The 26,230-nt window shown below is 64.2% G+C and carries 24 protein-coding genes and 1 riboswitch; of the genes, 17 read left to right on the top strand and 7 right to left on the bottom strand.

The annotated features are described in order from the left end of the window. Positions 1 to 26: 26 nt before the first annotated feature. The 3 genes from NCT05_RS03215 to ggt form a co-directional block, all read right to left on the bottom strand. Complete coding sequence (locus NCT05_RS03215; protein WP_008351417.1) at positions 27 to 851, bottom strand: ferritin-like domain-containing protein; 825 nt, start codon at positions 849 to 851, stop codon at positions 27 to 29. A gap of 350 nt (positions 852 to 1,201) precedes the next feature. After that, a complete protein-coding gene (locus NCT05_RS03210) occupies positions 1,202 to 2,536 on the bottom strand; it encodes an MFS transporter (RefSeq protein ID WP_425306891.1) in 1,335 nt (444 codons plus the stop codon). A gap of 151 nt (positions 2,537 to 2,687) precedes the next feature. Beyond that, a complete protein-coding gene (ggt, locus tag NCT05_RS03205; RefSeq protein WP_250456577.1) occupies positions 2,688 to 4,325 on the bottom strand; it encodes a gamma-glutamyltransferase in 1,638 nt (545 codons plus the stop codon). A gap of 460 nt (positions 4,326 to 4,785) precedes the next feature. Here ggt and NCT05_RS03200 point away from each other — a divergent pair, with 460 nt between their 5' ends. Further along, complete coding sequence (locus NCT05_RS03200) at positions 4,786 to 4,983, top strand: hypothetical protein (protein ID WP_008351420.1); 198 nt, start codon at positions 4,786 to 4,788, stop codon at positions 4,981 to 4,983. Positions 4,984 to 5,056: 73 nt separating this feature from the next. Here the strand turns inward: NCT05_RS03200 and NCT05_RS03195 are convergent, their stop codons facing one another. After that, positions 5,057 to 5,437: a hypothetical protein gene (locus tag NCT05_RS03195; RefSeq protein ID WP_008351421.1), complete on the bottom strand. Its 381-nt coding sequence runs from the start codon at positions 5,435 to 5,437 to the stop codon at positions 5,057 to 5,059. A gap of 224 nt (positions 5,438 to 5,661) precedes the next feature. Here NCT05_RS03195 and glpK point away from each other — a divergent pair, with 224 nt between their 5' ends. Continuing rightward, positions 5,662 to 7,158, top strand: coding sequence for a glycerol kinase GlpK (gene glpK, locus NCT05_RS03190; protein ID WP_250501729.1), 1,497 nt, complete (start codon positions 5,662 to 5,664; stop codon positions 7,156 to 7,158). Between the two features lie 107 nt (positions 7,159 to 7,265). Continuing rightward, positions 7,266 to 7,429, top strand: a riboswitch (FMN riboswitch). A gap of 174 nt (positions 7,430 to 7,603) precedes the next feature. Beyond that, positions 7,604 to 8,314, top strand: coding sequence for a 3,4-dihydroxy-2-butanone-4-phosphate synthase (ribB, locus tag NCT05_RS03185; protein ID WP_250433912.1), 711 nt, complete (start codon positions 7,604 to 7,606; stop codon positions 8,312 to 8,314). Between the two features lie 3 nt (positions 8,315 to 8,317). Here ribB and NCT05_RS03180 read toward each other — a convergent pair whose 3' ends face one another. Continuing rightward, the gene (locus tag NCT05_RS03180) at positions 8,318 to 9,004 is read right to left on the bottom strand and encodes an HAD family hydrolase (RefSeq protein WP_008351424.1); all 687 of its coding nucleotides are present in this window, start codon (positions 9,002 to 9,004) and stop codon (positions 8,318 to 8,320) included. A gap of 37 nt (positions 9,005 to 9,041) precedes the next feature. Next, positions 9,042 to 10,220 carry an MFS transporter gene (locus NCT05_RS03175; protein ID WP_250501728.1) on the bottom strand — a complete coding sequence of 393 codons (1,179 nt, stop codon included), beginning with the start codon at positions 10,218 to 10,220 and terminating at the stop codon, positions 9,042 to 9,044. 104 nt (positions 10,221 to 10,324) lie between these two features. Between NCT05_RS03175 and NCT05_RS03170 the strand changes: the two genes are divergently transcribed. From NCT05_RS03170 to NCT05_RS03105, 14 genes are all read left to right on the top strand, one after another. Further along, positions 10,325 to 11,296, top strand: a complete 972-nt coding sequence (locus tag NCT05_RS03170) for a LysR family transcriptional regulator (protein WP_244808096.1) — start codon at positions 10,325 to 10,327, stop codon at positions 11,294 to 11,296. 114 nt (positions 11,297 to 11,410) lie between these two features. Continuing rightward, positions 11,411 to 12,772, top strand: a complete 1,362-nt coding sequence (gene miaB, locus NCT05_RS03165) for a tRNA (N6-isopentenyl adenosine(37)-C2)-methylthiotransferase MiaB (protein WP_008351429.1) — start codon at positions 11,411 to 11,413, stop codon at positions 12,770 to 12,772. Positions 12,773 to 12,793: 21 nt separating this feature from the next. Further along, positions 12,794 to 13,912 carry a PhoH family protein gene (locus NCT05_RS03160; protein WP_250501727.1) on the top strand — a complete coding sequence of 373 codons (1,119 nt, stop codon included), beginning with the start codon at positions 12,794 to 12,796 and terminating at the stop codon, positions 13,910 to 13,912. Continuing rightward, positions 13,912 to 14,373, top strand: a complete 462-nt coding sequence (gene ybeY, locus NCT05_RS03155; protein WP_008351433.1) for an rRNA maturation RNase YbeY — start codon at positions 13,912 to 13,914, stop codon at positions 14,371 to 14,373. The genes NCT05_RS03160 and ybeY overlap by 1 nt, the downstream gene beginning before the upstream one ends. 35 nt (positions 14,374 to 14,408) lie before the next feature. After that, positions 14,409 to 15,098, top strand: a complete 690-nt coding sequence (locus NCT05_RS03150; protein ID WP_008351435.1) for a gamma-glutamylcyclotransferase — start codon at positions 14,409 to 14,411, stop codon at positions 15,096 to 15,098. A 201-nt stretch (positions 15,099 to 15,299) separates the two neighbouring features. After that, complete coding sequence (locus NCT05_RS03145; protein WP_008351437.1) at positions 15,300 to 16,205, top strand: CorC family transporter; 906 nt, start codon at positions 15,300 to 15,302, stop codon at positions 16,203 to 16,205. Between the two features lie 81 nt (positions 16,206 to 16,286). After that, positions 16,287 to 17,954, top strand: coding sequence for an apolipoprotein N-acyltransferase (gene lnt, locus NCT05_RS03140; RefSeq protein WP_250501726.1), 1,668 nt, complete (start codon positions 16,287 to 16,289; stop codon positions 17,952 to 17,954). 172 nt (positions 17,955 to 18,126) lie between these two features. Further along, complete coding sequence (glyQ, locus tag NCT05_RS03135) at positions 18,127 to 19,155, top strand: glycine--tRNA ligase subunit alpha (RefSeq protein WP_250501725.1); 1,029 nt, start codon at positions 18,127 to 18,129, stop codon at positions 19,153 to 19,155. 17 nt (positions 19,156 to 19,172) lie between these two features. Further along, a complete protein-coding gene (glyS, locus tag NCT05_RS03130) occupies positions 19,173 to 21,272 on the top strand; it encodes a glycine--tRNA ligase subunit beta (RefSeq protein WP_008351445.1) in 2,100 nt (699 codons plus the stop codon). A 12-nt stretch (positions 21,273 to 21,284) separates the two neighbouring features. Beyond that, complete coding sequence (gmhB, locus tag NCT05_RS03125; RefSeq protein ID WP_250501724.1) at positions 21,285 to 21,857, top strand: D-glycero-beta-D-manno-heptose 1,7-bisphosphate 7-phosphatase; 573 nt, start codon at positions 21,285 to 21,287, stop codon at positions 21,855 to 21,857. Positions 21,858 to 21,867: 10 nt separating this feature from the next. Next, complete coding sequence (locus NCT05_RS03120; RefSeq protein WP_008351449.1) at positions 21,868 to 22,641, top strand: lysophospholipid acyltransferase family protein; 774 nt, start codon at positions 21,868 to 21,870, stop codon at positions 22,639 to 22,641. An 82-nt stretch (positions 22,642 to 22,723) separates the two neighbouring features. After that, on the top strand, positions 22,724 to 23,650 hold the full coding sequence (locus tag NCT05_RS03115; protein ID WP_250433723.1) for a M48 family metallopeptidase: 927 nt from the start codon (positions 22,724 to 22,726) through the stop codon (positions 23,648 to 23,650). A 77-nt stretch (positions 23,651 to 23,727) separates the two neighbouring features. Then, entirely contained in the window at positions 23,728 to 24,114 is a 387-nt protein-coding gene (gene gloA, locus NCT05_RS03110) for a lactoylglutathione lyase (protein WP_008351454.1), read from the top strand. Positions 24,115 to 24,261: 147 nt separating this feature from the next. Next, on the top strand, positions 24,262 to 25,191 hold the full coding sequence (locus NCT05_RS03105) for a DMT family transporter (protein ID WP_250501723.1): 930 nt from the start codon (positions 24,262 to 24,264) through the stop codon (positions 25,189 to 25,191). Between the two features lie 7 nt (positions 25,192 to 25,198). On the opposite strand, the gene NCT05_RS03100 is transcribed toward NCT05_RS03105, so the two are convergent. Further along, on the bottom strand, positions 25,199 to 26,212 hold the full coding sequence (locus tag NCT05_RS03100; protein WP_008351458.1) for a DedA family protein/thiosulfate sulfurtransferase GlpE: 1,014 nt from the start codon (positions 26,210 to 26,212) through the stop codon (positions 25,199 to 25,201). Positions 26,213 to 26,230: the final 18 nt, after the last annotated feature.

Genomic DNA, 26,230 nt, shown 5'->3' with positions numbered 1-26,230 from the left:
CTTTGCGCCGGCATCGTCGAACAAGGTTAGCGGAAGAATAACTGCGTCATCTTCGACAGCGGATAGTGCACGCCGGGTTGAATGCGCGCGGGCAGATCGAGCGGCTTGAGCAGCATCTTGATGGCCTGATCCGCCGACAGATTGCGCCGCACGAGCGCATTCACTCGCGCGGAGAGCTCGCGGTTGTACTCGACATCCTGCGCGCGCTCCGGGTAACGAATCGCGAAGACGTGCCGCAGCGCGATCTCCGAATCCTCGCTTTTCAGTTCCACGACGCGCCGCACGAGCGCGCCGAGCACGGCCATGCGGCCATTGCCCTCGATCTTGTTCCACTTCTTGAAGAAATGGAAAAAGTGCTTGTAATGCCGCACTTCGTCCGTGCGGATGTTGTCGGTGATTTCCTTCAGCACCGGTTCATCCGAACAATCGTTGATCGCGCGATAAAGCGTGGCCGTTCCCGTCTCGACGACGCAGCGCGCAACCATCTCGAGCGCGCGCTTCTTCTCGAACTCCTCGTATGAACAAGTGAGCGAGTATTCGTCGAAGAAATTCCTGAACGCAGTGTCCCAGTCGAACTCGGGCCACACATGGTTGATGTAGGTCTTGAGCGCCCTGCCGTGCTGCATCTCTTCGGGCTCCCATTCGTTGTTGAGCCACGCCGAGATTTCGGGATCGTCGTGAAAATACTTGCTGAGATTGCTCGTATAGAGGTCCGTCCCGCTCTCGATGAACGAGCAGGCGCACAACAACAAGAGAAGGTGCTCGTTGGATGCCGCCTTCTGACGATCGATTCGCGTGAGATCGATGTCTTCGATGCGCCAAGGCATCACATGTGTACTGTCCGTATGCATATATCGCGCTCCCTGGCTGGACTGAACGCGCCATCGGCCGATGAGAAACGGCCGAGGTTCAGGCGACGCCGTGATTGGATCGACCCCGGCGCTGTTGACTTCAAGTGTCAGCGGCTTGTTTTCATCTTAGCCGCCCTGCAATGAGTTTGCAGACATGGGGACAGACTCACCCGCGGCCCGCCAGTTCCATGCGTTCCAAATTCTTACGATCCGGCGCGGTCGAGTCGTCGGTGCGCTGCAGCATTATTCATGCCGGTCGGCTCTATATATGGTCGCGTCGTGTTCGAAATGCAGAAAGGCGGCCGAAGCCGCCTCGATTGTTTCGCGCGATGCCGTCGCGCAGTGCGCCGTTACGTTGCGCGTCGTGCCGCGCGCATGCGCCAGGCGACGATCGCCAGCGAGATTCCCGACAAGACGGCAGCCAGCAACACGTAGTAACTCGGCGCGAGCTTGTCCCCCGTGACATGGATGAAGGCTTCTACGATGGTCGGCGCAAAACCGCCAAACAGCGTGACGCCGAGCGCGTAGCCGATGGAAAGACCCGTCGAACGCACGCGAGTCGGGAAGATTTCGGACATAAGCGCGGGCATTGGACCGGAATACGCGGCCTTGAGAATGCCCGCGACCGATTGGAGAACGACCAGCGACGCGACTGTCGGATGCGCTTGCAGCCACGCAAACATCGGATAAATCGTGACGCCCATGATAATCGATGTACCGAGCATGATGCGGATGCGCCCGAGCCGGTCGGAGAGCGCGCCCATCAACGGAGAGAAGATGAACTGAAGTCCGCCATTGAGCACCACGACGGCGAACGATGCGGTCGCCGGCAGGTGCAACTGCTTGACTGCGTACAGCGGCATATAGAGTTGCAGGACGTACACGCCGACCGTCGATTGCGCGACGATGCCCACGGCCAGCAAAAGATTCAGCCATTGATTCGCGAACGACACGCCCGGCGCGCTCGCCTTCTGCGCGGAGCGCGTCGCGAGAAACTCCGGCGTTTCGTCCAGATGCGAGCGGATGTAATAGCCAACCGGCCCGACGAGCAGACCGAAGACAAACGGAATGCGCCAGCCCCAGCTTTCGAGTTGCGGCTGCGGCAGCCAGGCGCTGAGTACCGAGCCGAACGCCGCGGCCATGATCGCGGCAAGCCCTTGGCTCGCGAACTGCCAGCTCGCGTAGTAGCCGCGCCGCGCTTCGCTGTGCTCGACCATGAACGCGGTCGCGCTGCCGAACTCGCCGCCGACCGCGAAGCCCTGCACGAGACGCGCGAGCAAGATCAAAAGCGGCGCGGCGATTCCGATGTGCTGATACGAAGGCATCACGGCCATGGTGAGCGTGCCGACCATCATCAGCAGAATGGCGAGCGTGAGCGCGGCCTTGCGTCCTTTGCGGTCGCCGTAGATGCCGAGCACGATCGCGCCGAGCGGGCGCATCAGGAACGAGATGCCGAACGTGCCGATGGCAAGCATCGTCGAGAGCCATTCGTCATTCGACGGGAAGAACGCCTTCGCGATGACCGTCGCGAAATAGCCATAGACGAGAAAGTCGAACCACTCGAGCGCGTTGCCGATCGACGACGAGAACACGATGCGGCGGATCATCGCCTTGGATGGCGCCGGGTGCGGCGCGGGCGTTTGCGCCTGCGTCGGAGCAGCGCCTTGATACACGCGTTCGTTCATGATTTCTCCTATCCCGCTTCCATGTCGTGATGTCCGACCGAGGCCACGAGGCGCGGGCGCGCGGCCCCCTCGCCTGCACAATTGCGGCGATCGGATGCGTGGTTTTTTTATCGACGGAGACCGGCCGACGGCGCGGCCTCCGATGGCAGCCTCAGAAGCCTGCGGCGAGTCCGTCGCGCCGGCTGTCGCTCGCCGCGACATAGCCGCGCTCCGGATCATTGCGATCCAGCTTCCAGATGTACTGGCCGGAGCCGAAGTCCATGTAGGGATCGTCGATGGACTTGATCGTGTGGCCGAGACCCTCGAGCGCGCGCGCGGTTTCGAGATCGAGCGTGGCTTCGATGTCGATCGTGAAGTCGCGGTTCACCTTCCAGCGCGGCGCGTCGCACGCGGCCTGCGGCTGCTGGCCGTAGTCGAGCATGCGTACGATGGATTGCAGATGGCCTTGCGGCTGCATGTCGCCGCCCATCACGCCGAAGCTCATGACGGCTTCCTGCCTGCCATCGACCTGCTGAGTGAGGAAAGCCGGAATGATGGTATGGAACGGACGCTTGCCGCCTTCCACGACGTTCGCGGACTTCGGATCCATCGAAAAGCCGCAACCGCGGTTCTGCAGCGCGATGCCTGTGTCGGGAACGACCACGCCCGAACCGAAGCCCATGTAATTCGACTGGATGAAGCTGACCATCATGCCGCGCTCATCGGCGACGGACATATAGATGGTGCCGCCCGCCTTGGGCATGCCGAAGTCGAAGTGCGTCGCCTTTTTCGGATCGATGAGCTTCGCGCGTTCGGTCAGATAGGCGTCGTCGAGCATCTGTTCCGGCGTGACTTCCATCGAGCGCGGATCGGCGACGTAGCGATAAACATCCGCGAAGGCGAGCTTCATCGCCTCGATTTGCAGATGCTGCGACTCGATGCGATCGACGTTCAAAGCGCTCACGTCGAACTTGTCGAGAATGCCGAGCGCGATGAGCGCCGCGATGCCCTGTCCGTTCGGCGGAATCTCGTGCACCGTGTAGCCGCGATAATCCTTGCTGATCGGCTCGACCCAGTCCGCGCGATAGTTGCGCAGGTCGTCCATCGTCAACGCCGCGCCGCCCGCGCGCGCGAACGCGGCGATGCGCTCGGCGATCTCGCCTTCGTAGAACGCGCGCGGACCTTGCTGCGCGAGCAGGCGCAGCGTTTTCGCGTGGCCGGGAAAGCGCACGAGTTCGCTCACGTCAGGCGCGCGGCCGTGCGGCATGAATACATCGGCGAAACCCGGCATGTCCTTGAGCTCCGGCACCGCCGCCGCCCACTTGTAGGCGACGATGCTCGCCACCGCATGACCGCGCTCGGCGATTTCGATGGCTGGCTCCATCAGATCCGCGAAGGGCAGCGTGCCGAACTTCGCGTGCAGCGCTTCCCACCCGGCGATGACACCCGGCACCGTCACGGCGTCCCAGCCGCGCTTGGGCTGGCGCGCGAGACCGTTTTCCTCGCCGTACTTGCGCCGGAAATAATCGACGTTCCACGCCGCCGGCGATACGCCCGAAGCATTCAGCCCGTGCAGCTTCCGACCGTCCCAGACGAGCGCGAAAGCGTCGCCGCCCAGCCCGCATGACACGGGTTCCACCACGGTAATGGCCGCCGCGGCCGCGATGGCTGCATCGACCGCATTGCCCCCCTTCCATAGCATGCGCAGACCGGCCTGCGCGGCGAGCGGATGAGATGTCGAAACGATATTGCGGGCGAACACCGGAAGGCGCGGGGTGGGATACGGGTTTTGCCAGTTGAAGCGAGTCATTGAATGAAGTCCGAAATTCCAGCGGGCAGAACGTGCCGGCCGACCTTGTGGCCAATCCGGGCAAAGGGGGAATATTGCATTGTCCGCTTAATCCAAAACAAATTCATTTATCGTATAAATTAATGCGCATTGCGCATTAACCGGGCGATCAGGCGTCGCTGATTGCGTGTGCTCGCATGTCGATCCTTGTGTGCGCCGCCGCACGAACCTCAAGTGGATTCTTCGAATTCGCGTGAGCGATGAACCGCTTCTGCATTGATAAAAAGTCAAAGCCAAAATTTTCGCGGCAAATTTGGCACTTGTCAGACGCTTGCCTACAATCCCAATTCCCGGCATCCGCAGCACAAAATCGACGCGTTTGCCCGGCAATTTTTCAGTTTTCCCGTACAACGTTTCGAAGCAAAAAGACCCGGCTTACAAGGCCGGTTGCTTATGCCGTTCGGTCGTCATGGAGAACACAATGCTGAGTCCGCACGAATTCGCCACGCTGCTATTGGTTCAGGAAGCGCCTAATCAGGTCGACATGGAACGCGAAGAGCTCGACGCCCTGCTCGAACGTCAGCTCGTCCAACTCGAAAATCTCGCATCGGGACGTCAGCAATGGCGCCTCACCGCCACCGGCGACTCCACAGTCAAGGCTTTCAAGCGTTACTCGTAGCACGCGGCAGGACTCGGGACGCGGTGCAAGGCCGCGTCCGCTTCACTTAACCTTCACCTACCGTCAAGTCGCGTCAGCCGGCCCGCAGTGTCGGGTCCACTGCCGCGCGCCAGCTCAACGCCTGCGCGCGCTGCTCCAGGAAGAACTTGGCCCACGCGCTTTGCGCTTCGGGGCCGGGGTTCGCGCGATAAGCACGATAACGTTCTGCAATCGCCGCCTGGAACGCGCAGAAGCGCTCCTTCTGCAGCCCGCCGCGCCGTTCGGCCACATAGGCATCGAAGAAGGCTGAATAGACCGATTGCGCGTCCGCGCCGTAGTCGACGGGCGAGGTCCCGCACATGTCCTGCAGCGCGCTGAACGACGGCGCGCCCAATGAGCCGTCCAGGCTGGGCGTGCCCACGCAGCCCGTCAGAAGCGCCGCGCCCAGCACGCTGGAAATCAACAGCATACGCATCGCACTCACCCTTCAATCGGTTTCGTGCCGCCAGTATCGGACGAACACGAACGCCGCGCCACTCGGCCGAATGGCATAGGCCAAATCGACATTCGAGCGGTCGATGTCGCGCGGCTTATGCCGTTCGGCCAGCTTGTCCGCGTCGCCTCGCTCCGATAGATTGCGCAAACGGACAGCGCCTTTGCTGCCCGAAACGTCGATGTCCGTTCGAACCGGAGGAGACCATGCAGGATCAGTACGTTCTCGCGCTCGATCAGGGCACCACCAGCTCACGAGCCATGCTGTTCGACCGGAACGGCAACATCGTGTCCTTGGCGCAGAAGGAATTCCAGCAGATTTATCCCGAGGCGGGCTGGGTCGAACATGATCCGCGCGAAATCTGGTCGACGCAGGCAGGCGTCGCCGCGGAAGCCGTCACGCGCGCCGGCGCGAGCGCTGCTTCGATCGCGGCAGTCGGCATAGCGAACCAGCGCGAGACTACGATCGTCTGGGATCGCGAGACGGGCGCGCCGATCTATAACGCGATCGTCTGGCAGGACCGCCGCACGGCCGGCTTCTGTGACGAGCTCAAGTCGCGCGGCCTCGAAGCGATGGTGCGCGCGAAAACCGGTTTGCCTATCGACGCATACTTTTCGGCGACGAAAATCCGCTGGATTCTCGATAACGTAGAAGGTGCGCGCGACAAGGCGAAGCAAGGGCGGCTCGCGTTCGGCACCGTCGATAGCTGGCTCGTGTGGAATTTCACGCGTCACGGCTTGCATGTCACCGACGTCACGAACGCCTCGCGCACGATGCTCTTCAACATTCACGAACGCCGCTGGGACGACGAACTGCTCGACGCGCTCGGCATTCCCCGCAGCATGCTTCCCGAAGTGCGGACGTCGTCGGAACGTTATGGCACGGCGCGAGGCACCGTGTTCAACGCCGATGTCCCGCTTGCAGCGCTTGCCGGCGATCAGCACGCCGCGCTCTTCGGCCAGATGTGCACGGATTCCGGCATGGTGAAGAACACCTACGGCACCGGCTGCTTTCTCGTCATGAACACGGGCGACAAGCCCATCGAGTCGCGCAACAACCTCGTCACCACGATTGCCTGGCAGATCGGCGATCACGTCAGCTATGCGCTCGAAGGCAGCATCTTCATCGCGGGCGCGGTCGTTCAATGGCTGCGCGACGGCCTCGGCCTCATCCGGCGCGCGAGCGAAATCGAGACGCTCGCGCGCGGCGTGCCGCACAGCGACGGCGTCTATCTCGTGCCTGCGTTCGCCGGGCTCGGCGCGCCGCACTGGAACGCGCGCGCACGCGGCACGCTCTTCGGCGTCACGCGCGGAACGACATCGAGTCATGTCGCGCGGGCGGCGCTCGATTCGATCGCCTATCAGTCCCTCGACGTCTTGAAAGCCATGGAAGCGGACTCGGGCATCCGCATCGGTGAATTGCGTGTCGATGGCGGCGCCTGCGCGAACGATCTGCTGATGCAATTCCAGGCCGACATTCTCGGCGTCGATGTCGCGCGTCCGCGCATCGCCGAGACGACGGCGCTCGGCGCGGCTTATCTGGCGGGGCTCGCGGTCGGCTACTGGAAGGACGTCGACGAACTCAAGGCGCAATGGCAACTGGAGCGCCGCTTCACGCCGTCGATGCCGAAACCGGAGATCGATTCCTGCCTCGCCGGGTGGCGCCGCGCGGTCAACGCGGCGAAGGCATGGGCGGACAGCTAACGGCTATGCATGGCGTATCGCACCCTTTCGCGTCGTGCGGCGGTGCAAAAACCGCCGGGGTGCGGTATCCTAAAAAAGCTCGCGAGCCTTGCGGCTTGCGGCATCGAGTACGTCTTCAGGGCGGGGTGCAATTCCCCACCGGCGGTATGTGGCGAGGCTTCGCGGCCGGACCACGAGCCCGCGAGCGCCCGCGCAGGATTCACGCGCGGGGTCAGCAGATCTGGTGAGATGCCAGAGCCGACGGTCATAGTCCGGATGAGAGAAGATGTGCAGATGGTCATGTCCGTCCCCTTGGCGATTTCCGCATCGTGCCGAACCGGACGCCGCCGCGCCTTTTGGCGCGTCGCCGTGGGGTGCCGTTCTGTCTGTTTGCAATGCCCTGAAACGTTTTTCGCTTACATTTCCTGCGAGAGCGTTTCACATGTCCCAGTCCCAAGCTGCCAGCCTGTCGTTCGCCACACCGGCCGTCATCGCCGATGACGCTTCTGCCGACCTTCCCCAGCTCGCTTCGTTCGACGTTCCGCCGCGCATCGCCGCCGCGCTCGACGCCATGCGCGAAGGCCGTCCGGTAGTGCTTCAGGACGACGACGATCGCGAGAACGAAGCCGATCTGATCGTCGCCGCCGAAAAACTCACCGACGCCACCATGGCCCTTCTGATCCGCGAATGCAGCGGCATCGTGTGCCTGTGTCTGCCCGACGACAAAGTACGCGCGCTCGAACTCCCGCCGATGGCCGCCGCGAACGGCAGCCGCTACGGCACGGCGTTCACCGTGTCGATCGAAGCGCGGGAAGGCGTGACGACGGGCGTATCGGCGGCGGATCGCGTCACGACGATCCGCGCGGCGATCGCCGAAAACGCGAAGCCGGCGGACATCGTGCGGCCCGGCCACGTCTTTCCGCTGCGCGCGATGCCCGGCGGCGTGCTCGCGCGGCGTGGTCACACCGAAGGCACGGTCGACCTGGCGATCCTCGCCGGCCTCAAGCCTGCCGGCGTACTCTGCGAACTGATGAACGCCGACGGCACCATGACGCGCGGCGCGCAAGTCGAGCGTTTCGCGCAGGAGCGCGGCCTGCCGATGCTGACCATCGCGGAACTGGTGGAATTCCGCGCGGCGCTGGCGGCCGCGCGTGAATCCGTCGAGGAAGCGGCGTAAGGATCAGGAGAGCACGTCGCCGAAATCCCCGCGCACGCCCGCCGCGACGAGCGCGGGCAGCTCGTCCATGTGCTCCATGATTCGCGTGATGCCGGTTTCGCGCAGCACTTGCGCGTAGCCGGACGGAATATGGCTCGCGCCGACGAACGCGATGGTCTTCATGCCCGCCGCGCGCGCCGCCGTCAGTCCGGCGACGCTGTCCTCGACGACGAGGCAGCGCTCGGGCGCGACATCGAGCGTGCGCGCCGCGAGCAGATACACGTCGGGATAAGGCTTCGGCCGCTCGACTTGCTGCGCGCTGAACACGCGCGCGCCGACGATCTCGGAAAGCCCCGCCCGCCGCACCGACGCGCGCACGCGCTCCATCCGGCTGTTCGACACGACCGCCACCGGCAGGCCGCAGCCTTCCAGCGCGGCGCGCACGCCGGCGATCGGTCCGACCGAGCGCGCGAGTTCCACCGAGACGCGCGCCTCGATCGTATCGACGAAATCGGGCGGCATCACGATGCCGAACTTCGTCTCCAGATGAGTCAGGAAGCGCGAGGTCTGCTGTCCGAAAGCCGTCTTGACGACCGGTCTGAAGTCGATGCCGGGAAACGTCTCGGTGAGCACGTCCAGCATCACGCGATCCGCGATGACTTCGCTATCGACGAGCACGCCGTCGCAATCGCAGATGAGATGATCGATCATGTTGGCTCGAATTACGTTGAGCCAACATGATAAGCGCTCAGCAAGCGTCGGCTGCTTTTATGTCCGAGGTAACGCGCGGGACATCCAGGCGCGCGGCGAACCACGTCACCGCGAGCGCGGCCAGCGCGACCGCCGCCGCGGCCCACGGAAGCGCGTCGAGACCGTGACCGTGCGTCAGCACCGCGCCGCCGAGCCACGCGCCGCCCGCATTGCCGACGTTGAACGCGCCGATATTGAGCGTCGAAGCGAGATTCGGCGCGTCCTTCGCTTTCTCGACGACGCGCGTCTGCAACGGCGGCACCGTCGCGAACGCCGCGATGCCCCAGACGAAAATTGTCAGGATCGCGCCGGTCTGGCTGTGGCTCGTCTTCGCGAACACCGCCATCACGATGGCGAGCGCGAACAGAATGCCCATCAGCGACGGCATCAGCGCGCGGTCCGCAAGCTTGCCGCCGATCGTGTTGCCGATCGTCAGCCCGACGCCGAACAGCACCAGGATCAGCGTGACGGCGCGCGGCGAGAAGCCGCCCACCTGTTCGAGAATCGGCGCGATGTACGTGAACACGACGAACACGCCGCCGAAACCGAGCACCGTCATCGTGAGCGCGAGCCAGACCTGGCCGTCGCGCAGCACGCGCACTTCCCGGCCGAGCGTGCTCGGCGCGGCGTCGTGGCGGTTCGGCACGAGCGCGGTCACGCCGAGCGCGGACAATACGCCCAAGCCCGCGACGATCCAGAACGTCGCGCGCCAGCCGAGCTCCTGTCCGACGAACGTCCCGAACGGCACGCCCAGCACGTTCGCGAGCGTGAGCCCGGTGAACATCAGCGCGATGGCGCTCGCGCGCTTTTCCGCCGGGACGAGCGACGCGGCCACGACCGCGCCGATGCCGAAGAACGAGCCGTGCGCGAACGACGTCACGACGCGCGCGACCATCAGCAGGCCATAGCCCGGCGCGAGCGCGCACAGCACGTTGCCGACGATGAACACGAGCATCAACAACTGCAGCGCGAGCTTGCGCGGCAGCTTGCTCGTCAGCACGGCGAGCAGCGGCGCGCCGACCGCGACACCGAGCGCGTAGCCCGTGACGAGCAGCCCCGCCGATGGAATCGTCACGGAGAGATCGTGCGCCACGTTGGGCAAGAGGCCCATGATGACGAACTCCGTCGTGCCGATGGCGAATGCGCTGATCGCAAGCGCGAGAAGTGGAAGAGGCATGATGAGGTGGAAGGGTTTACACGTAGCGCATTGTGCAAGCCGTGCAGCGATTTGAGAATTGGCCTACCCTTTGAATTATTCTCAAACCGGATTTGAAAATGACGATGGATCGGCTCGGCGACATGCGCTTGTTCGTGGAAGCTGCGTCGGCGGGAAGCCTGTCGGCGGCGGGCCGCAAGCTGGGCCTGTCGCCGGCGGCGGCGAGCGCGCGGCTCATCAAGCTGGAAAAAGCGCTGCACACGCGGCTCTTCGAGCGCACGACGCGCCAATTGCGCGTAACCGACGAAGGCCGCGTGTATTTGCAGCATTGCCGGATCGCGCTGCAGGCGATCGACGATGCCGAAGCCGCGCTGCAGGCCGGCCAGAACGTCGTGCGCGGCAAGGTTCGCATTTCGGCGACATCGAATTTCGGTCGCTCGATGCTGAACGGCTGGCTCGACGAATTCAGCGCGCTGCATCCGGACGTGAAATTCGCGCTCACACTATCGGATTCGGTGTCGAATCTTTTGCTGGAAGAGATCGATCTCGCGATCCGCTTCGGCGCCCCGCCCGACAGCGGCCTCGCCGCCCGCGCGCTCGCGCCGAATCGCCGCGTGCTGTGCGCGTCGCCCGCGTATCTCGCGCGCATGGGCGTGCCCGAAACGCCCGCCGATCTGACCGGGCATGACTTCCTCGTCGTCGTTACGGCGAACGGGCCGCTCAACGAGCTCGTCTTCGTGCGCGGCGACGAGCGTTACGCGTACACGATTCCGCTCGCCGACGCCTGGGAAACCAACGACGGCGCGCTGCTGCGCGAATGGGCGCTCGCGGGCCACGGCATCGCGCATAAATCGATCTGGGATATCGCCGCCGACGTGCGCGCCGGCACGCTGCAGATGGTGTTGCCCGACTGGTGTACGCACGAAGCCGCCGTGCACGCGCTTTTTCACGCCAATCGCTACATGGCGCCGCGCGTGCGGGTGCTGCTGGACTTTCTCGTCGAGCGTTTCGAAAAAACGACGAACGACCTGCTCGGCGACCTGGCGTATCCGCCCGACGCGCGCGGGAAGCGTCGGGAATGGCGGCCAGAGCTATAATATTGGGTCAAATACAGTAAAAAGCGGTGCAGATCAGTGTAATTGCGCCGCAAATTCCCTCTTTAATCTCTTTTACAGCGCCCCCAGGTTAACCACTGCGACCGGCGACGATTCATGACCAAGAAAGTTTATGTAAAGACCTTCGGCTGCCAGATGAACGAGTACGACTCCGACAAGATGGTCGACGTGCTCGGCGCGGCGGAAGGACTCATCAAGACGGATACGCCCGAAGACGCGGACGTCATTCTGTTCAATACGTGCTCGGTGCGCGAAAAAGCCCAGGAGAAGGTGTTCTCCGATCTCGGCCGTGTGCGCGAGCTGAAGGAAGCGAACCCGAATCTGCTGATCGGCGTCGGCGGTTGCGTCGCGAGTCAGGAAGGCGCGTCGATCGTCGCGCGTGCGCCGTATGTCGATCTCGTGTTCGGTCCGCAGACGCTGCATCGTCTGCCCGCGATGATCGATCAGCGCCGCGCGACCGGCCGCGCGCAGGTCGACATCACGTTTCCGGAAATCGAGAAGTTCGATCATCTGCCGCCGGCGCGCGTCGATGGCCCGAGCGCGTTCGTGTCGATCATGGAAGGCTGCTCGAAATACTGCAGCTACTGCGTCGTGCCGTACACGCGCGGCGAGGAAGTGTCTCGCCCGCTCGACGACGTGCTCACCGAAGTCGCCGGTCTCGCGGACCAGGGCGTGCGCGAAGTCACGCTGCTCGGCCAGAACGTGAACGCTTATCGCGGCGCGCTGACGCTCGGTTCGAGCGAGATCGCGGATTTCGCGACGCTCATCGAGTACGTCGCGGACATTCCGGGCATCGAACGCATCCGCTATACGACGTCGCATCCGAAGGAATTCACGCAGCGCCTGATCGACACTTACGCGAAAGTGCCGAAGCTCGTCTCGCATCTGCATTTACCGGTGCAGCACGGCTCGGATCGCATTCTGATGGCGATGAAGCGCGGCTACAGCGTGCTCGAATACAAGTCGGTCATCCGCAAGTTGCGCGCGATCCGCCCGGATCTGTCGCTGTCGACGGATTTCATCGTCGGCTTTCCCGGCGAGACCGAAGACGATTTCAACAAGATGATGGCGCTCGTCGACGAGATGAGCTACGACACGAGCTTCTCGTTCATCTACAGCCCGCGCCCCGGCACGCCGGCAGCGAATCTGCACGACGACACGCCACGCGAAGTCAAGCTGAAGCGTCTGCAGCATTTGCAGGCGACGATCGAGGAAAACGTGCAGCGCATCAGCGAATCGATGGTCGGCAAGGTCGAGCGCATTCTGGTCGAACGCCCGGCGCGCAAGGATCCGAACGAACTCGCGGGACGCACGCAGAACAATCGCGTCGTCAATTTCCCGGCGCCGGCAGAATCGCACGCGCGGCTCATCGGCCAGATGATCGACGTGAAAATCGTGCATGCCTATCCGCACTCGCTGCGCGGCGAACTGGTCATGGCGCCCGAGCTTGCGCACTAAAGACAGGAACTCAAGTTCACTTTGAAGAACGCTCCCACGCAGCATCTGGAATTCACCGCTCCGCGCGACGACAACGCGCGGCTCGCCAACCTCTGCGGCCCGCTCGACGAAAACCTGCGGCAGATCGAGCAGGCGCTCGATGTGACGCTTTCGCGACGCGGCCACAAGATCGCGATTCGCGGACGTGGCGCCAAAGTCGCGCTCGCGGCGCTCGAAAACTTCTACAACCGCGCGCGGGATCCGATTTCCGTCGACGACATTCAGCTCGCGCTCGTCGAAGCGCGTCATGCGACGCGTCGCGCGAAGGATGCGCGCGACGCTAACGGCGAAGAAGGCGAAATCGATCCGCGTTTTCGTGGCGATCCCGATCATCCGTTCGATGAACCGAGCGCGACGATCGATCTCGGCGAAGACGAAGACCACGGTCCGAAGCTCTACACACGACGCGCCGATCTGCGCGGACGCACGCCCGCGCAGCGCGAGTATCTGAAGCAGATCATCGCGCACGACGTGACCTTCGGCATCGGGCCGGCGGGCACGGGCAAGACGTATCTCGCGGTCGCGTGCGCGGTCGATGCGCTCGAGCGCGATCAGGTCAAGCGCATCGTGCTGACGCGCCCCGCCGTCGAAGCGGGCGAGCGGCTCGGTTTTCTGCCGGGCGATCTCGCGCAGAAGGTCGATCCGTATCTGCGTCCGCTTTACGACGCGCTTTACGATCTGCTCGGCTTCGACAAGACCGCGAAGATGTTCGAGCGCCAGATGATCGAAATCGCGCCGCTCGCGTACATGCGCGGGCGCACGCTGAATCACGCGTTCATCATCCTCGACGAAGCGCAGAACACCACGCCCGAGCAGATGAAGATGTTCCTGACGCGGATCGGCTTCGGCTCGAAGGCGGTCGTCACCGGCGATACGACGCAGGTCGACTTGCCGCGCGGCCACAAGAGCGGCCTGATCGAGGCGCAGTATGTGCTGTCGGAAGTGCGCGGCATCGCGATCACGCATTTCACGTCGGCGGACGTGGTGCGGCATCCGCTCGTCGCGCGCATCGTCGAGGCTTACGACGCGCAATCGCAGAAAGACGCCGCGCTCGCCGAGGCCGCGCGCGCTGCGCAACAGCAAGCGCAGAAGCCCGAATAATGCCGCGCCTCACGTTGACCCTGCAGTTTCCAGCGGCGAAGGCGTATCCGTCGCACAAGGCGATCCTGCCGCGCGCGACGGTCGCGCGCTGGATCAAGGCGTCGCTGTTCGCGGACGCCGAACTGACCGTGCGCTTCGTCGACGAAGAAGAAGGCCGGATGCTCAACCGCACGTATCGGCAGAAGGATTACGCGACGAACGTGCTGACTTTCGCGTATGCAGAATCGGAGGACGATCCGGTCGCGGGCGATCTGATTCTGTGCTGCCCGGTCGTCGAGCGCGAGGCGGCCGAACAGGGCAAGCCGCTCGCCGCGCATTACGCGCATCTGATCGTCCACGGCACGCTCCATGCGCAGGGCTACGACCATGAAGTCGAGAGCGAAGCGCAAGAGATGGAATCCATCGAGACGGATATCATGCAGTCTCTGGGATTTTCCGATCCTTACGTGCCTTCGACCTGAAGCCGGTCCGATGTCCCCGATGTTCCCAACGCGCCGTGAACGACAAGCTGCCCGAACCCACGCATCCCGAGTCACTTCCTGACATCGCGCCCGAGCCGTGCGCCGGCTATCCGCCCGCGCTCGGCGAATCCGCATTGTGGACGGATGCCGAACTTGCGGCATCGCGCGAGGCGGCGTTCGCGCATTGGGACGGCGAGTCGGACGTGTGGCTCTTCGGCTACGGTTCGCTGATCTGGAACCCCGGGCTGCCGACAGTCGAAGCGGTGCGCGGCAAAGTGCATGGCTATCATCGCGGGCTTTATCTGTGGTCGCGCGTGAATCGCGGCACGCCGGAGCAGCCGGGTCTCGTGCTCGCGCTCGATCGCGGCGGCTCGTGCACCGGCATGGCGTTCCGGCTCGCGGGCGTCGGAGCGATCGAGCATCTCGACGTGCTGTGGCGCCGCGAAATGGCGATGGGTTCGTACCGCCCCGCGTGGCTGCCCTGTACGCTCGCGGACGGACGGCGCGTCGATGCGCTCGCGTTCGTCATGCGGCGCGATGCGGCGTCTTATACCGGCAAGCTCGCCGATCCGGTCGTGCGAACGGTGCTCGGCTGCGCGAGCGGCCGATATGGGACGACGCTGGATTACGTCAGCCGGACGGTGGAGGCGCTGCGCGAGAGCGGCATGCCGGATCGGGCGCTGGAGGCGTTGTTGAAGCGTTGCCAGGCGCAGGGCGGACGCTGACGTTGGCGCTTTTTGCCTCCATATGATTTTCGCGCCTGATATCGTCCATTCGGCCAACGCTTTCCGCTGGACATACTTCTCGCACATTTATCGGCTAGCATGGCTGAAGTCATGCGCGCCGCGCCACGCAGCCCGCTTTTTGCCTTGGTGTATGCTTAACTTTCCGCTAACCTGCGCCCGGGAACTCCCGGGCGCTCCGCTATGAACGATCCCTATCCCAGTCGACGCCACACCGACAAACCGCAAGAAAAGCGCTCGCTCCTCGAACGCCTGACCGATTTCATCTCGCACGAGCCGGAATCGCGCGACGAACTTCTCGAAGTGCTTCAGGACGCGCACGAGCGCAACCTGCTCGACGCCGACTCGCTCTCGATGATCGAAGGCGTCTTTCAGGTGTCCGACCTCTGCGCGCGCGACATCATGGTGCCGCGCGCCCAGATGGACGCCATCAACATCGCGGAAACGCCCGCGGAATTCATCCCCTTCGTGCTCGAAAAAGCACACTCGCGCTATCCGGTGTACGAAGGCAATCGCGACAACGTCATCGGCGTGCTGCTCGCGAAAGACCTGCTGCGCTACTACGCCGAAGAAGAATTCGACGTGCGCGGCATGCTGCGCCCCGCCGTCTTCATCCCCGAATCGAAGCGTCTGAACGTACTGCTGCACGACTTTCGCGTGAACCGCAATCACATCGCGATCGTCGTCGATGAATACGGCGGCGTCGCCGGCCTCATCACGATCGAGGACGTGCTCGAACAGATCGTCGGCGACATCGAGGACGAATACGACTTCGACGAGGAAGCCGGCAATATCATCGCGACGCCCGACGGCAAGTATCGCGTGCGCGCGCTCACCGGCATCGAGCAATTCAACGAGGAATTCGGCACCGATTTCTCCGACGAAGAAGTCGATACCATCGGCGGACTCGTCACGCATCGCTTCGGGCGCGTGCCGCATCGCGGCGAAAAAGTACGCATCGACGATTTCGTGTTCGAGATCCTGCGCGGCGACGCCCGCCAGATTCACGTTCTTCTCGTGCGGCGCGTGCCGAATCTCGCGCAGCAACATCACCACGCGGGCGACGACGAAGACGAACTGCGCGACTAAGCGCTTCGCGGGCGCCGCAGCCGAACGGCGCCCGCTGTCAGTCCTACACTCGCTTTTGCCGTTTCATCTCGACCGTCATCAATGGCCGATTCATCGTTTCGCTTTCTCTCCCGTCAACGCGACGTCTCCGTGACACCCGATACGCGTCGCGCATTGCCGTTCTGGCATTACCTCGTCGCCGCCGTGCTCGGCGCGATCAATACGCTCTCCTTCGCGCCGACGCCGCACGGCGGATGGATCGAGCTCGCCGTGTTCGCGTTGTTCTTCTCGTGGCTCTCGCGCACGAACGGCTGGAAAAGCGCCGCCGCGACCGGCTGGGCATTCGGCTTCGGCAACTTCGTGACGGGCGTGTGGTGGCTCTACATCAGCATGCATGTCTACGGCGGCATGGCCGCGCCGCTCGCCGCCGCCGCCGTCGCACTGTTCTCGCTGTATCTCGCGATCTATCCGGCGTTGTCGAGCGTGGTCTGGTCGTTCGTCGCGGGGCGCGCGCGCTTCGGCGATGAAGACGCCGCCACCGCACGCGACATCGAAGCATCGCCGCGCTATGCGCCGACATGGCACGGCGCGTTCGCGTTCGCGAGCGCCTGGGCGCTCGGCGAATGGCTGCGCGGCCTCGTGTTCACCGGCTTTCCCTGGCTCGCGAGCGGCTATGCGCAAGTCGACGGTCCGCTCAAGGGCTTCGGCGCGATCGTCGGCGTGTACGGCGTCGGCTGGGTGCTCGCGCTCGTCGCCGCGCTGATCGTGCAGGCCGTCTATCACTTGCGCAAGACGCGGCGGCTCGCGTTCGCGCCGGGCGTCGTCGCGGTTGCGCTGATCGTCGCGGGCATGCTGCTGTCGCTCGTCCAATGGACGACGCCCGCCAACGCACCGCTCGACGTGCGTCTCTTGCAAGGCAACGTGAAGCAGGAAATGAAGTTCGAGCAGTCGGGCGTCGATGACTCGCTCGCGCTCTACAAGCGCCTCATCACCGAGAAGCCCGCTGATCTGATCGTCACGCCGGAAACCGCGCTGCCGGTGCTGTCGGTGCAGATTCCGCAGGATTTCGCCGTCGCGATCCGCAATTTCGCCGACGACACGAACTCGTCGATTCTCTTCGGCGCGATCGGCGTCACGATTCTGCCCGATGGCCGCGCAACCGATTTCACCAACAGTCTCTTCGGCGTCACGCCGCATGTGAACGGCGTGTATCGCTACGACAAGCATCATCTCGTGCCCTTCGGCGAATTCGTGCCGCCCGGCTTTCACTGGTTCGTGCGCATGATGGGCATTCCGCTCGGCGATCTCGCGCGCGGGCCGATCGCGCAGAAGGCATTCGTCGTGCACAACCAGCCGGTCGCCGTCGATATCTGCTACGAGGACATCTTCGGCGAAGAGATCGCGCGCACGATCCGCGAGCAGGAAACGCCCGCGGGCATTCTCATCAACTCGACGAATCTCGCGTGGTTCGGCAATACCATCGCGCTCGATCAGCACTTGCAGATCGCACGGATGCGGTCGATGGAAACCGGCCGGCCGATGCTGCGCGCGACCAACACCGGCATGACGGCGGCGATCGCGGCCAACGGCGATGTCATCTCGAAGCTGCCGACGTTCGCCACGGGCGTGCTCGAAGCGCGCGTGCAAGGCACGTCGGGCAGCACGCCGTATGTGACGAGCGGGAACATGACGGTGATCGCGGTATCGCTGATTCTGCTGGCGTTCGCGTTCGCATTCGCGCCGAATCGGAAACGTTCGGGCGAGCGTTGAACATCGGCTGAAACAAAGCCGCGTCGCGCGATGCGACGCGGCCCGCCTTCTCCCAAAAAGCCGCACCCGCCCGTCCGTTCGGCTAAAATTCTCCGTTTAAGTACTTCGGCCGAGCCTCCGAGTCGCGTCGTCACGACGATGGCCGCGCCGCGTTCGCCCGCAAAAGGCAATCATGCTCACTTTCCAGCAAATCATTCTGACGCTGCAGTCCTACTGGAACGAAAAGGGCTGCGCGCTCCTCCAGCCGATCGACATGGAAGTCGGCGCAGGCACCTCGCACGTCCACACGTTCCTGCGCGCGATCGGCCCGGAGCCGTGGCGCGCGGCCTACGTTCAACCGTCGCGCCGCCCGAAGGACGGCCGCTATGGCGAGAATCCCAACCGCCTGCAGCACTACTATCAGTATCAGGTCGTGCTGAAGCCCGCGCCGGAAAACATCCTCGATTTGTACCTCGGCTCGCTCGAAGCGCTCGGCTTCGATCTGAAGCAGAACGACGTGCGCTTCGTCGAGGACGACTGGGAGAACCCGACGCTCGGCGCCTGGGGACTCGGCTGGGAAGTGTGGCTCAACGGCATGGAAGTGACGCAGTTCACGTACTTCCAGCAAGCGGGCGGCATCGACTGCAAGCCCGTGCTCGGCGAAATCACCTACGGTCTCGAACGCCTCGCCATGTACCTGCAGAAGGTCGAGAACGTGTACGACCTCATCTGGACCGAATGGGAAGAAGACGGCCCGAACGGCCGCGAACTGCGCCGCCTCACCTACGGCGACGTGTATCACCAGAACGAGGTCGAGCAGTCCACGTACAACTTCGAGCACGCGAACGTCGATCTGCTGTTCACGTTCTTCAAGAGCTACGAAGAAGAAGCGAAGAAGATGATCGATGCGAAGCTCGCGCTACCCGCGTATGAGCTCGTGCTGAAGGCCGGCCATACGTTCAATCTGCTCGATGCGCGCGGCGCCATTTCCGTGACTGAGCGCGCGGCGTATATCGGCCGCATCCGTGCGTTGTCGCGCCTCGTGGCGCAGGCTTATTACGATTCGCGCGAAGCGCTCGGCTTCCCGATGCTCGGCAATTCGGTCAAGGGCGATCGCGATCTCGTCAGCGACGAGCAGGAAGCGCAGCGTCCGGCATGGGCGCCGCCGCTCAAGGTGGAAAGCACGCCGCCGGGCGAACCCAGCAACAACGAACAGGTTTGACGAGGCTCGCTAGAACAATGACGCAATCCAACCACGCTTCGCTCCTCGTCGAGCTGCTCACCGAAGAACTGCCGCCGAAAGCGCTTGCGCGTCTCGGCACCGCTTTCGCCGATGGCATCGTCGAGCGTCTCGCCGCGCGCGATCTCATCGACGGCGCGCCTTCGTTCGAAAAGTACGCGACGCCGCGCCGCCTCGCCGTGCTCATCCGCAATGTGCGCGATGTCGCGCCGGAAAAGCAGGTGCGCGAGAAAGTCTTGCCGGTAACGGTCGCGCTCGATAAGGAAGGCAACCCCACGCCGCCGCTCGCGAAGAAACTCGCGGCGCTCGGCTTCCCCGACTTTCCCATCGCCGAACTCGAACGCGCGCAGGACGGCAAGGCCGAAGCCTTCTTCCTGCGCTACGCCGCGCCCGGCGCGACGCTCGCCGACGGCCTGCAAGCCGCGCTCGACGAAACCCTCGGCAAGCTGCCCATTCCGAAGGTCATGACGTATCAGCGTCCGGACGGCACCAGCGTGCAGTTCGTGCGTCCGGTGCAGCGCCTGATCGCGATGCACGGCCGCGACGTCGTGCCGGTCAGCGCGCTTGGCGTCGATGCGGGCGATACGACCATCGGGCATCGCTTCATGTCGGAAGGCTTCGTCGCGATCGCTCATGCCGACGACTACGCCGACACCCTGCTCGACAAAGGCCGCGTCGTCGCGAACTTCGACGATCGCCGCGAATCGATCCGCACGCAACTGCAGGCGTTTGCGGGCGAAGATCGCGTCGTGATGCCCGAAGCGCTGCTCGATGAAGTGAACGCGCTCGTCGAATGGCCGGTCGTCTACGAATGCCGCTTCGACGAGGAATTCCTGCAGGTGCCGCAGGAATGTCTGATCCTCACGATGCAGACGAACCAGAAATACTTCGCGCTCACGGACCAGAACGGCAAGCTGCGCTCGCGTTTTCTGATCGTGTCGAATATCGATACGAAGACGCCCGGCGAGATCGTCGAAGGCAACGAGCGCGTCGTGCGCCCGCGCCTCGCCGACGCAAAGTTCTTCTTTACGCAGGACAAGAAGAAGCGCCTCGAAGATCGCGTGCCGCTGCTCGCGAACGTCGTCTATCACAACAAGCTCGGCTCGACGCTGCAGCGCGTCGAGCGTCTCGAAGCGCTCGCGGGCGAAATCGCGCCGATGGTCGGGGTCGATCCCGCGCTGACGCGCCGCGCCGCGCGTCTCGCGAAGGCGGATCTGCTGACCGACATGGTCGGCGAATTCCCCGAGCTGCAAGGCACGATGGGCACGTACTACGCGCGTCACGACGGCGAGCCGGAAGAAGTCGCGCTCGCCTGCTCGGAGCATTATCAGCCGCGCTTCTCGGGCGACGAAACGCCGTCGACGGGCGTCGGTGCCGCGGTCGCGCTCGCGGACAAGCTCGAAACGATCGTCGGCATCTGGGGCATCGGGCTCGCGCCGACGGGCGAGAAAGATCCGTTCGCGCTGCGCCGTCACGCGCTGGGCGTGCTGCGCATCCTGCTCGAAAAGAAGCTGCCGGTCGATCTGCGCGATCTCGTCGGCGCGGCGCAACGTCAGTTCGCGGGCATGCCGCAAGTCGCCGATTCGACCGAAGCGGTCTACGCCTTCTTCCTCGATCGTCTGCGCGGACTGTTGCGCGAGCGCGGCTTCGAAGCGAACGATATCGAAGCGGTCCTGAGCCTGAACCCGACGCGCCTCGACGACATCGTCGCGCGCCTCGACGCCGTGCGCGAATTCGCGGCGCTGCCGGAAGCCGCGGCGCTCGCGGCGGCCAACAAGCGCATCTCGAACATTCTGAAGAAGTCGGAGCAAGGCGCGCCTTCGGTGGTCAACAAGGAACTGCTCGTCGAAGCGGCCGAGAAGGATCTGTACGCGCAGATCGAGCAAGTGACGCCGCGCGTGCAAAGCCAGCTCGCCGCGCGCAACTATACGGAGGCGCTCACCGCGCTCGCCGCGTTGCGCGAATCCGTCGATACGTTCTTCAACGACGTGATGGTGAACGCGGAAGACCCGGCGCTGCGCAACAATCGTCTTGCGCTGCTCAACGCGCTGCATCAGCAGATGAACTGCGTCGCCGACATCTCGAAGCTCGCTGCTTAAGAAACGCCGCCCATGGTCATGAACCGCAAACTGGTCATCCTCGATCGCGACGGCGTCATCAACGTCGATTCGGATGCCTTCATCAAGTCGCCGGACGAATGGGTCGCCATTCCCGGCAGTCTCGAAGCGATCGCGCGGCTGAACCAGTCGGGCTATCGCGTGGCGATCGCGTCGAATCAGTCGGGCATCGGGCGCGGTCTATTCGACATGGCCGCACTCAACGCAATGCATCAGAAGATGAATCGCGCGGTCGCGGCCGTCGGCGGGCGCATCGACGCGTTGTTTTTCTGCCCGCACACGGCCGAAGATCAGTGCGATTGCAGAAAGCCCCGGCCCGGCATGCTGCAACAGATCATCGACCGCTTCGAGATCGATCCGGAAGATACGCCGGTCGTCGGCGATTCTTTGCGCGATCTCCAGGCGGGCGCGGCGCTCGGCTTTCCCACGCATCTCGTGCTGACCGGCAAAGGCGAAAAGACGCTCAAGGAAGGCCAGTTGCCCGAAGGCACCCTCGTTCACAAGGACTTGCGCGCATTCGCGCTCGATTTCCTCGCGCGGCATCAGGATCGCGCCGCGGCTCAGTAACAGATACTCCATGCGCTTCATCCGTTCGTTGCTGTTGATGCTTTACTTCGTCGTGTACACGGTGCCGTACGCGATCGCCTGCTTCATCGCGTTTCCGTTCATGCGCGCCGACAAGCGCTACTGGATGGCCGCCGGCTGGTGCAAGTCGACGATCGTCGTGCTGCGGCATCTGATCGGCATTCGCTACACGATCGAAGGCATGGAGAACCTGCCGAATGGTCCGGCCGTGCTGCTGTCGAAGCATCAGTCCGCATGGGAGACGCTCGCGTTTCCCGCGCTGATGCCGCGGCCGCTCTGCTACGTGTTCAAGCGCGAGCTGCTCTATGTGCCGTTCTTCGGCTGGGCGCTCGGACTCCTGAAGATGGTGCACATCGATCGCAAGCAGGGCCGCGACGCCTTCGTCTCCGTCACCAGGCAAGGCCGCGCGCGCATGGACGAAGGCGCGTGGATCATCATGTTCCCCGAAGGCACGCGCACACGCGTCGGCAGCCAGGGCAAGTACAAGACCGGCGGCGCACGCTTCGCGGTTGCAACCGGCGCGCCGGTCGTGCCCATCGCGCACAACGCCGGTCACGTGTGGCCACGCAATTCGTTCATCAAATATCCGGGTATAGTCACGGTGTCGGTCGGCAAGCCGATCGATACGGCCGGTCTCACGCCCGAGGAAGTGAACGCGCGCGTCGAAAGCTGGATCGAGACGGAAATGCGCCGCATCGATCCGCACGCTTACGCCGTGCCGAACGCGCAGCCGGCCAAAGCCGGCGCTGCGGGCGCGGGCCGCTGACGCGGCGGCGGTCGATTCGAGCCGAGGCGTGCCCTACTCTTTCTTCTCGTCATTCCTGCGCCGTGAGCGCAAAGCGGAGCCGATGCAGAAAGCCCCTTCGCGACAGCGCCCCGCCGTCGCGCTCGATACCCTGCAACTCGATCTGCCGTTCGAGCATGCGCCGGCTTACTCCGGCGCGCCGCCCGCGAACGGACCGGCTCCGCTGCGCGGCGATGTTCCCCCCGCCGATCCCGTTCCCGTCCTCACGCCCGCCGCACCGAACGCGCCCACCGCACCGCTGCCCGATGGCGTGCGCCTGCGTCGCATCGTGCTCAAAGCGGGCGCGCTCGAATACCGGTTGCGTCGTTCGTCGCGGCGCACGATCGGCTTTTGCATCGACGGAACCGGGCTCGCGATCACCGCGCCGCGCTGGGTGACGATCGCCGATATCGAAAGCGCGATTCTCGACAAGCAGAACTGGATCGTCAGGAAGCTCACCGAATGGCAGACGCGCGTGGAGCAGCGCGCGCTGCCGCGCATCGAATGGAAGGACGGCGCGCAGTTTCCGTTTCTCGGCAAGACGATCAGCGTGTCGCTCAACTCTGCGAGCGCGCTTTCGTTCGATGACGAAACCGGCGTGCTCACGCTTCCGCTGCCAGCATCCGCCGACGCGCAGCAGATCAAGGATCGCGTGCAAGGCTGGCTGCAAAGCGAAGCGAAGCGCATCTTCGGTGCGCGGCTCGCGGTCTATGCGGCGAAGCTCGGCGTCGAGTACCGCGCGTATGCGCTGTCGTCGGCGGCGACGCGCTGGGGCAGTTGCTCCAGCGACGGCAAGATTCGCCTCAACTGGCGGCTCATCCATTTTCCGATGTCGATCATCGATTACGTCGTCGCGCACGAGCTCGCGCATCTGCGCGAGATGAATCACAGCCCGCGTTTCTGGCAGACGGTGGAATCGATCTTCCCCGAGTTCCGCGAGGCGCGGCATACGCTCAAGCATCATCCGCCGGACTTGCTGCCGGCACTGTGAGCGCGGTCAGCGCGTAAAAAGCGCCGACGGTACAATTTCATTCCTGTCCCCGCAAACCTACAAACAGGAATCCCACCATGCGACTCCTCCACACGATGCTGCGCGTCGGCGACCTGCAGCGTTCCATCGATTTCTACACGCGCATTCTCGGCATGCATGTGCTGCGTCAAAGCGAAAACACCGAGTACAAGTACACGCTCGCGTTCGTCGGCTACGGCCCGGAAAGCGAGAACAGCGTGCTTGAACTGACCTACAACTGGGGCACCGACAAGTACGATCTCGGCACGGCTTACGGTCATATCGCGCTCGAAGTCGATAACGCCGCCGATGCGTGCGAGCGCATCCGTCAGGCGGGCGGCAAGGTGACGCGCGAAGCCGGTCCGGTGAAGGGCGGCACGACGGTGATCGCGTTCGTCGAAGATCCGGACGGCTACAAGGTCGAACTGATCGAAAAGCATTCCTGAACCGCGCTCAATCCACGCTTTCAAAGCGCGCGCCGCACGCTCGTCGCGGCGCGCAATCTCCACGGGCTCGTCCCGACCTTTCGTTCATCGCAGCGGTTCGCTGGCACAATCGACGCTCCAGATCAGTGCACGCTTAACCGACAGCCGATGAGCTCGCCATCCCTCTCCCTGCGCCGCGCCCCCGACGCCACCGCCGTCATCGTGATGATCGCCCTCTGCGGCGCGTGGGGATTCCAGCAAGTCGCGATCAAGGAAGCCAACGCCTCGATTCCGCCGATGCTGCAGGCCGGCATCCGCTCGCTGATCGCCACATTGCTCGTATGGATCTGGACGCGCACGCGCGGCGTGCCGCTCTTTCAGCGCGACGACACGCTGCCCGCCGGACTGCTCGCGGGCGTGCTGTTCGGCGGCGAATTCGTCTGCATCTTCTTCGGCCTGAGTCTCACGACGGCCACACGCATGGCCGTGTTTCTCTACACCGCGCCCTGCTTCACCGCGCTCGGGCTGCACTGGTTCGTCGCGGGCGAGCGGCTTTCGCGCACGCAGTGGAGCGGCATCGTGCTCGCGTTCTGCGGCATCGCGCTCGCGTTCGCGGACGGCTTTCTGCACGGCAATCCGAATAGCGCATCGACGTTGCAAGGCATCGCTGGCGATGCGCTCGGCATCATGGCCGGCATCTTCTGGGCCGCGACGACGGTCGTCGTGCGCGCGTCCGCGCTCTCCCATGCGAGCGCGAGCAAGACGCTGTTCTATCAGCTGGCGGTATCGGCGGTTCTGCTGCTCGTGCTCGCGGCGGGCATCGGGCAGACGCACGTCGAAGCCGTGTCGCCGATAGCGATCGCGAGTCTCGCGTATCAGGCGATCGTCGTCGCGTTCATCAGCTATCTGACGTGGTTCTGGCTGCTCACGCGCTACATGGCGTCGCGGCTTTCCGTGTTCTCGTTTCTCACGCCGATCTTCGGCGTCACCTTCGGCGTGCTCTTGCTCGGCGAGCATTTCACCGCGCGCTTCATGGTCGCCGCCGCGATGGTCCTCGCGGGCATCGCGCTCGTGAACCGGCCGGCGCGCCGCAGCTAGGGTCGGCTCATTCCGGCGCGGTCGCGCGGATCGTCACCATATCGTGATCGATGTCGTCGTGATCGGCGGGCGCGCGCAAGTGCTCGGGCGGAATCGGCTCGGTCGGATAGCCGTGCTTTTCCCACGCATCGAGCCCGCCCTTCAGCGGCCGCACGTGTCTGAAGCCCTTGGCCCGCAATTGACGCGCGATGGTCTTCGCCGTCGCCTCGTTCGGACACACGCAATACACGACGACCTCGTGCTCCGCATACAACTGATCGACGCGATCCGGCGAATCGAGATCGAGCGCGATCGCGCCCGCGATGCGATACGGCTCGCGACGGCGAATGTCCGCCGGACGCGCGTCGTAGATCACGGGTGGCGTGTCGGAGTGCATCATCGCGTCGAGCTGATCGGGCGTGATGTGATACTTCGCGAGCCACTGACGAAACTGCTCGCGCCGGATCCATCGATACAGCACGAAGCCGAGCGCGATGATCACGAGCACGTCGATCAGCGTCGTGCCGTTCGCGCGCACCAGTTCGATGAGCCGGCCGATCTGCGCCTCGAGCGCCGCGCCGCCGAGCATCCAGAAGCTCGCCCACGCCGTCGCGCCGATCAGATCCCACAACACGAAGACGCGCACTTCGATCTGCGTGGTGCCGAGCAGCGGCGCCGACACGAGCCCGAGCCCCGGCACGAACTTCGACAGCGCGAGCAGCGGCACGCCGAAGCGCTCGAACCATCGGCGCGCGGTGCGCAGCGTGGTATCGATCGACAGTGAGAAGCGCACGAGCGAATTGAGAAAGGTGCGGCCGTAGAGACGGCCCGCGGTGAACCACAAGGAATCGGCGATGAGCACCGCGAGCACTGCGGCCACCAGCATTTGCCAGAACGGCACGTTGCCGGCGGCGACGAGCGTGCCGGCGAGAATGAGCATCGGCGCGGCGGGGACCGGCACGCCGAGCTGCGTCGCGAGGACGCTGACGAACACGGCCCACGCGCCCCAGGACGACGCGAGCGCGGTCGGGACGTGCGGCATTCAAACCTCTCGATGGAG

Origin of the sequence: Caballeronia sp. AZ7_KS35 (assembly GCF_023631045.1) — a bacterium.
Classification (GTDB): Bacteria; Pseudomonadota; Gammaproteobacteria; order Burkholderiales; family Burkholderiaceae; genus Caballeronia; species Caballeronia zhejiangensis.
The sequence above is the reverse complement of the archived record's forward strand: the minus strand, read 5'-3'. Positions and strand labels throughout refer to the sequence as shown.

What these genes read in the sequence shown, in the direction of transcription:
- NCT05_RS03215 (WP_008351417.1), bottom strand. Translation starts at nt 851, where the DNA reads ATGCATACGGACAGTACACATGTGATGCCTTGGCGCATCGAAGACATC.
- NCT05_RS03210 (WP_425306891.1), bottom strand. Translation starts at nt 2,536, where the DNA reads ATGAACGAACGCGTGTATCAAGGCGCTGCTCCGACGCAGGCGCAAACG.
- ggt (WP_250456577.1), bottom strand. Translation starts at nt 4,325, where the DNA reads ATGACTCGCTTCAACTGGCAAAACCCGTATCCCACCCCGCGCCTTCCG.
- NCT05_RS03200 (WP_008351420.1), top strand. Translation starts at nt 4,786, where the DNA reads ATGCTGAGTCCGCACGAATTCGCCACGCTGCTATTGGTTCAGGAAGCG.
- NCT05_RS03195 (WP_008351421.1), bottom strand. Translation starts at nt 5,437, where the DNA reads ATGCGTATGCTGTTGATTTCCAGCGTGCTGGGCGCGGCGCTTCTGACG.
- glpK (WP_250501729.1), top strand. Translation starts at nt 5,662, where the DNA reads ATGCAGGATCAGTACGTTCTCGCGCTCGATCAGGGCACCACCAGCTCA.
- NCT05_RS03180 (WP_008351424.1), bottom strand. Translation starts at nt 9,004, where the DNA reads ATGATCGATCATCTCATCTGCGATTGCGACGGCGTGCTCGTCGATAGC.
- NCT05_RS03175 (WP_250501728.1), bottom strand. Translation starts at nt 10,220, where the DNA reads ATGCCTCTTCCACTTCTCGCGCTTGCGATCAGCGCATTCGCCATCGGC.
- NCT05_RS03170 (WP_244808096.1), top strand. Translation starts at nt 10,325, where the DNA reads ATGGATCGGCTCGGCGACATGCGCTTGTTCGTGGAAGCTGCGTCGGCG.
- miaB (WP_008351429.1), top strand. Translation starts at nt 11,411, where the DNA reads ATGACCAAGAAAGTTTATGTAAAGACCTTCGGCTGCCAGATGAACGAG.
- ybeY (WP_008351433.1), top strand. Translation starts at nt 13,912, where the DNA reads ATGCCGCGCCTCACGTTGACCCTGCAGTTTCCAGCGGCGAAGGCGTAT.
- NCT05_RS03145 (WP_008351437.1), top strand. Translation starts at nt 15,300, where the DNA reads ATGAACGATCCCTATCCCAGTCGACGCCACACCGACAAACCGCAAGAA.
- lnt (WP_250501726.1), top strand. Translation starts at nt 16,287, where the DNA reads ATGGCCGATTCATCGTTTCGCTTTCTCTCCCGTCAACGCGACGTCTCC.
- glyQ (WP_250501725.1), top strand. Translation starts at nt 18,127, where the DNA reads ATGCTCACTTTCCAGCAAATCATTCTGACGCTGCAGTCCTACTGGAAC.
- glyS (WP_008351445.1), top strand. Translation starts at nt 19,173, where the DNA reads ATGACGCAATCCAACCACGCTTCGCTCCTCGTCGAGCTGCTCACCGAA.
- gmhB (WP_250501724.1), top strand. Translation starts at nt 21,285, where the DNA reads ATGGTCATGAACCGCAAACTGGTCATCCTCGATCGCGACGGCGTCATC.
- NCT05_RS03120 (WP_008351449.1), top strand. Translation starts at nt 21,868, where the DNA reads ATGCGCTTCATCCGTTCGTTGCTGTTGATGCTTTACTTCGTCGTGTAC.
- NCT05_RS03115 (WP_250433723.1), top strand. Translation starts at nt 22,724, where the DNA reads ATGCAGAAAGCCCCTTCGCGACAGCGCCCCGCCGTCGCGCTCGATACC.
- gloA (WP_008351454.1), top strand. Translation starts at nt 23,728, where the DNA reads ATGCGACTCCTCCACACGATGCTGCGCGTCGGCGACCTGCAGCGTTCC.
- NCT05_RS03105 (WP_250501723.1), top strand. Translation starts at nt 24,262, where the DNA reads ATGAGCTCGCCATCCCTCTCCCTGCGCCGCGCCCCCGACGCCACCGCC.
- NCT05_RS03100 (WP_008351458.1), bottom strand. Translation starts at nt 26,212, where the DNA reads ATGCCGCACGTCCCGACCGCGCTCGCGTCGTCCTGGGGCGCGTGGGCC.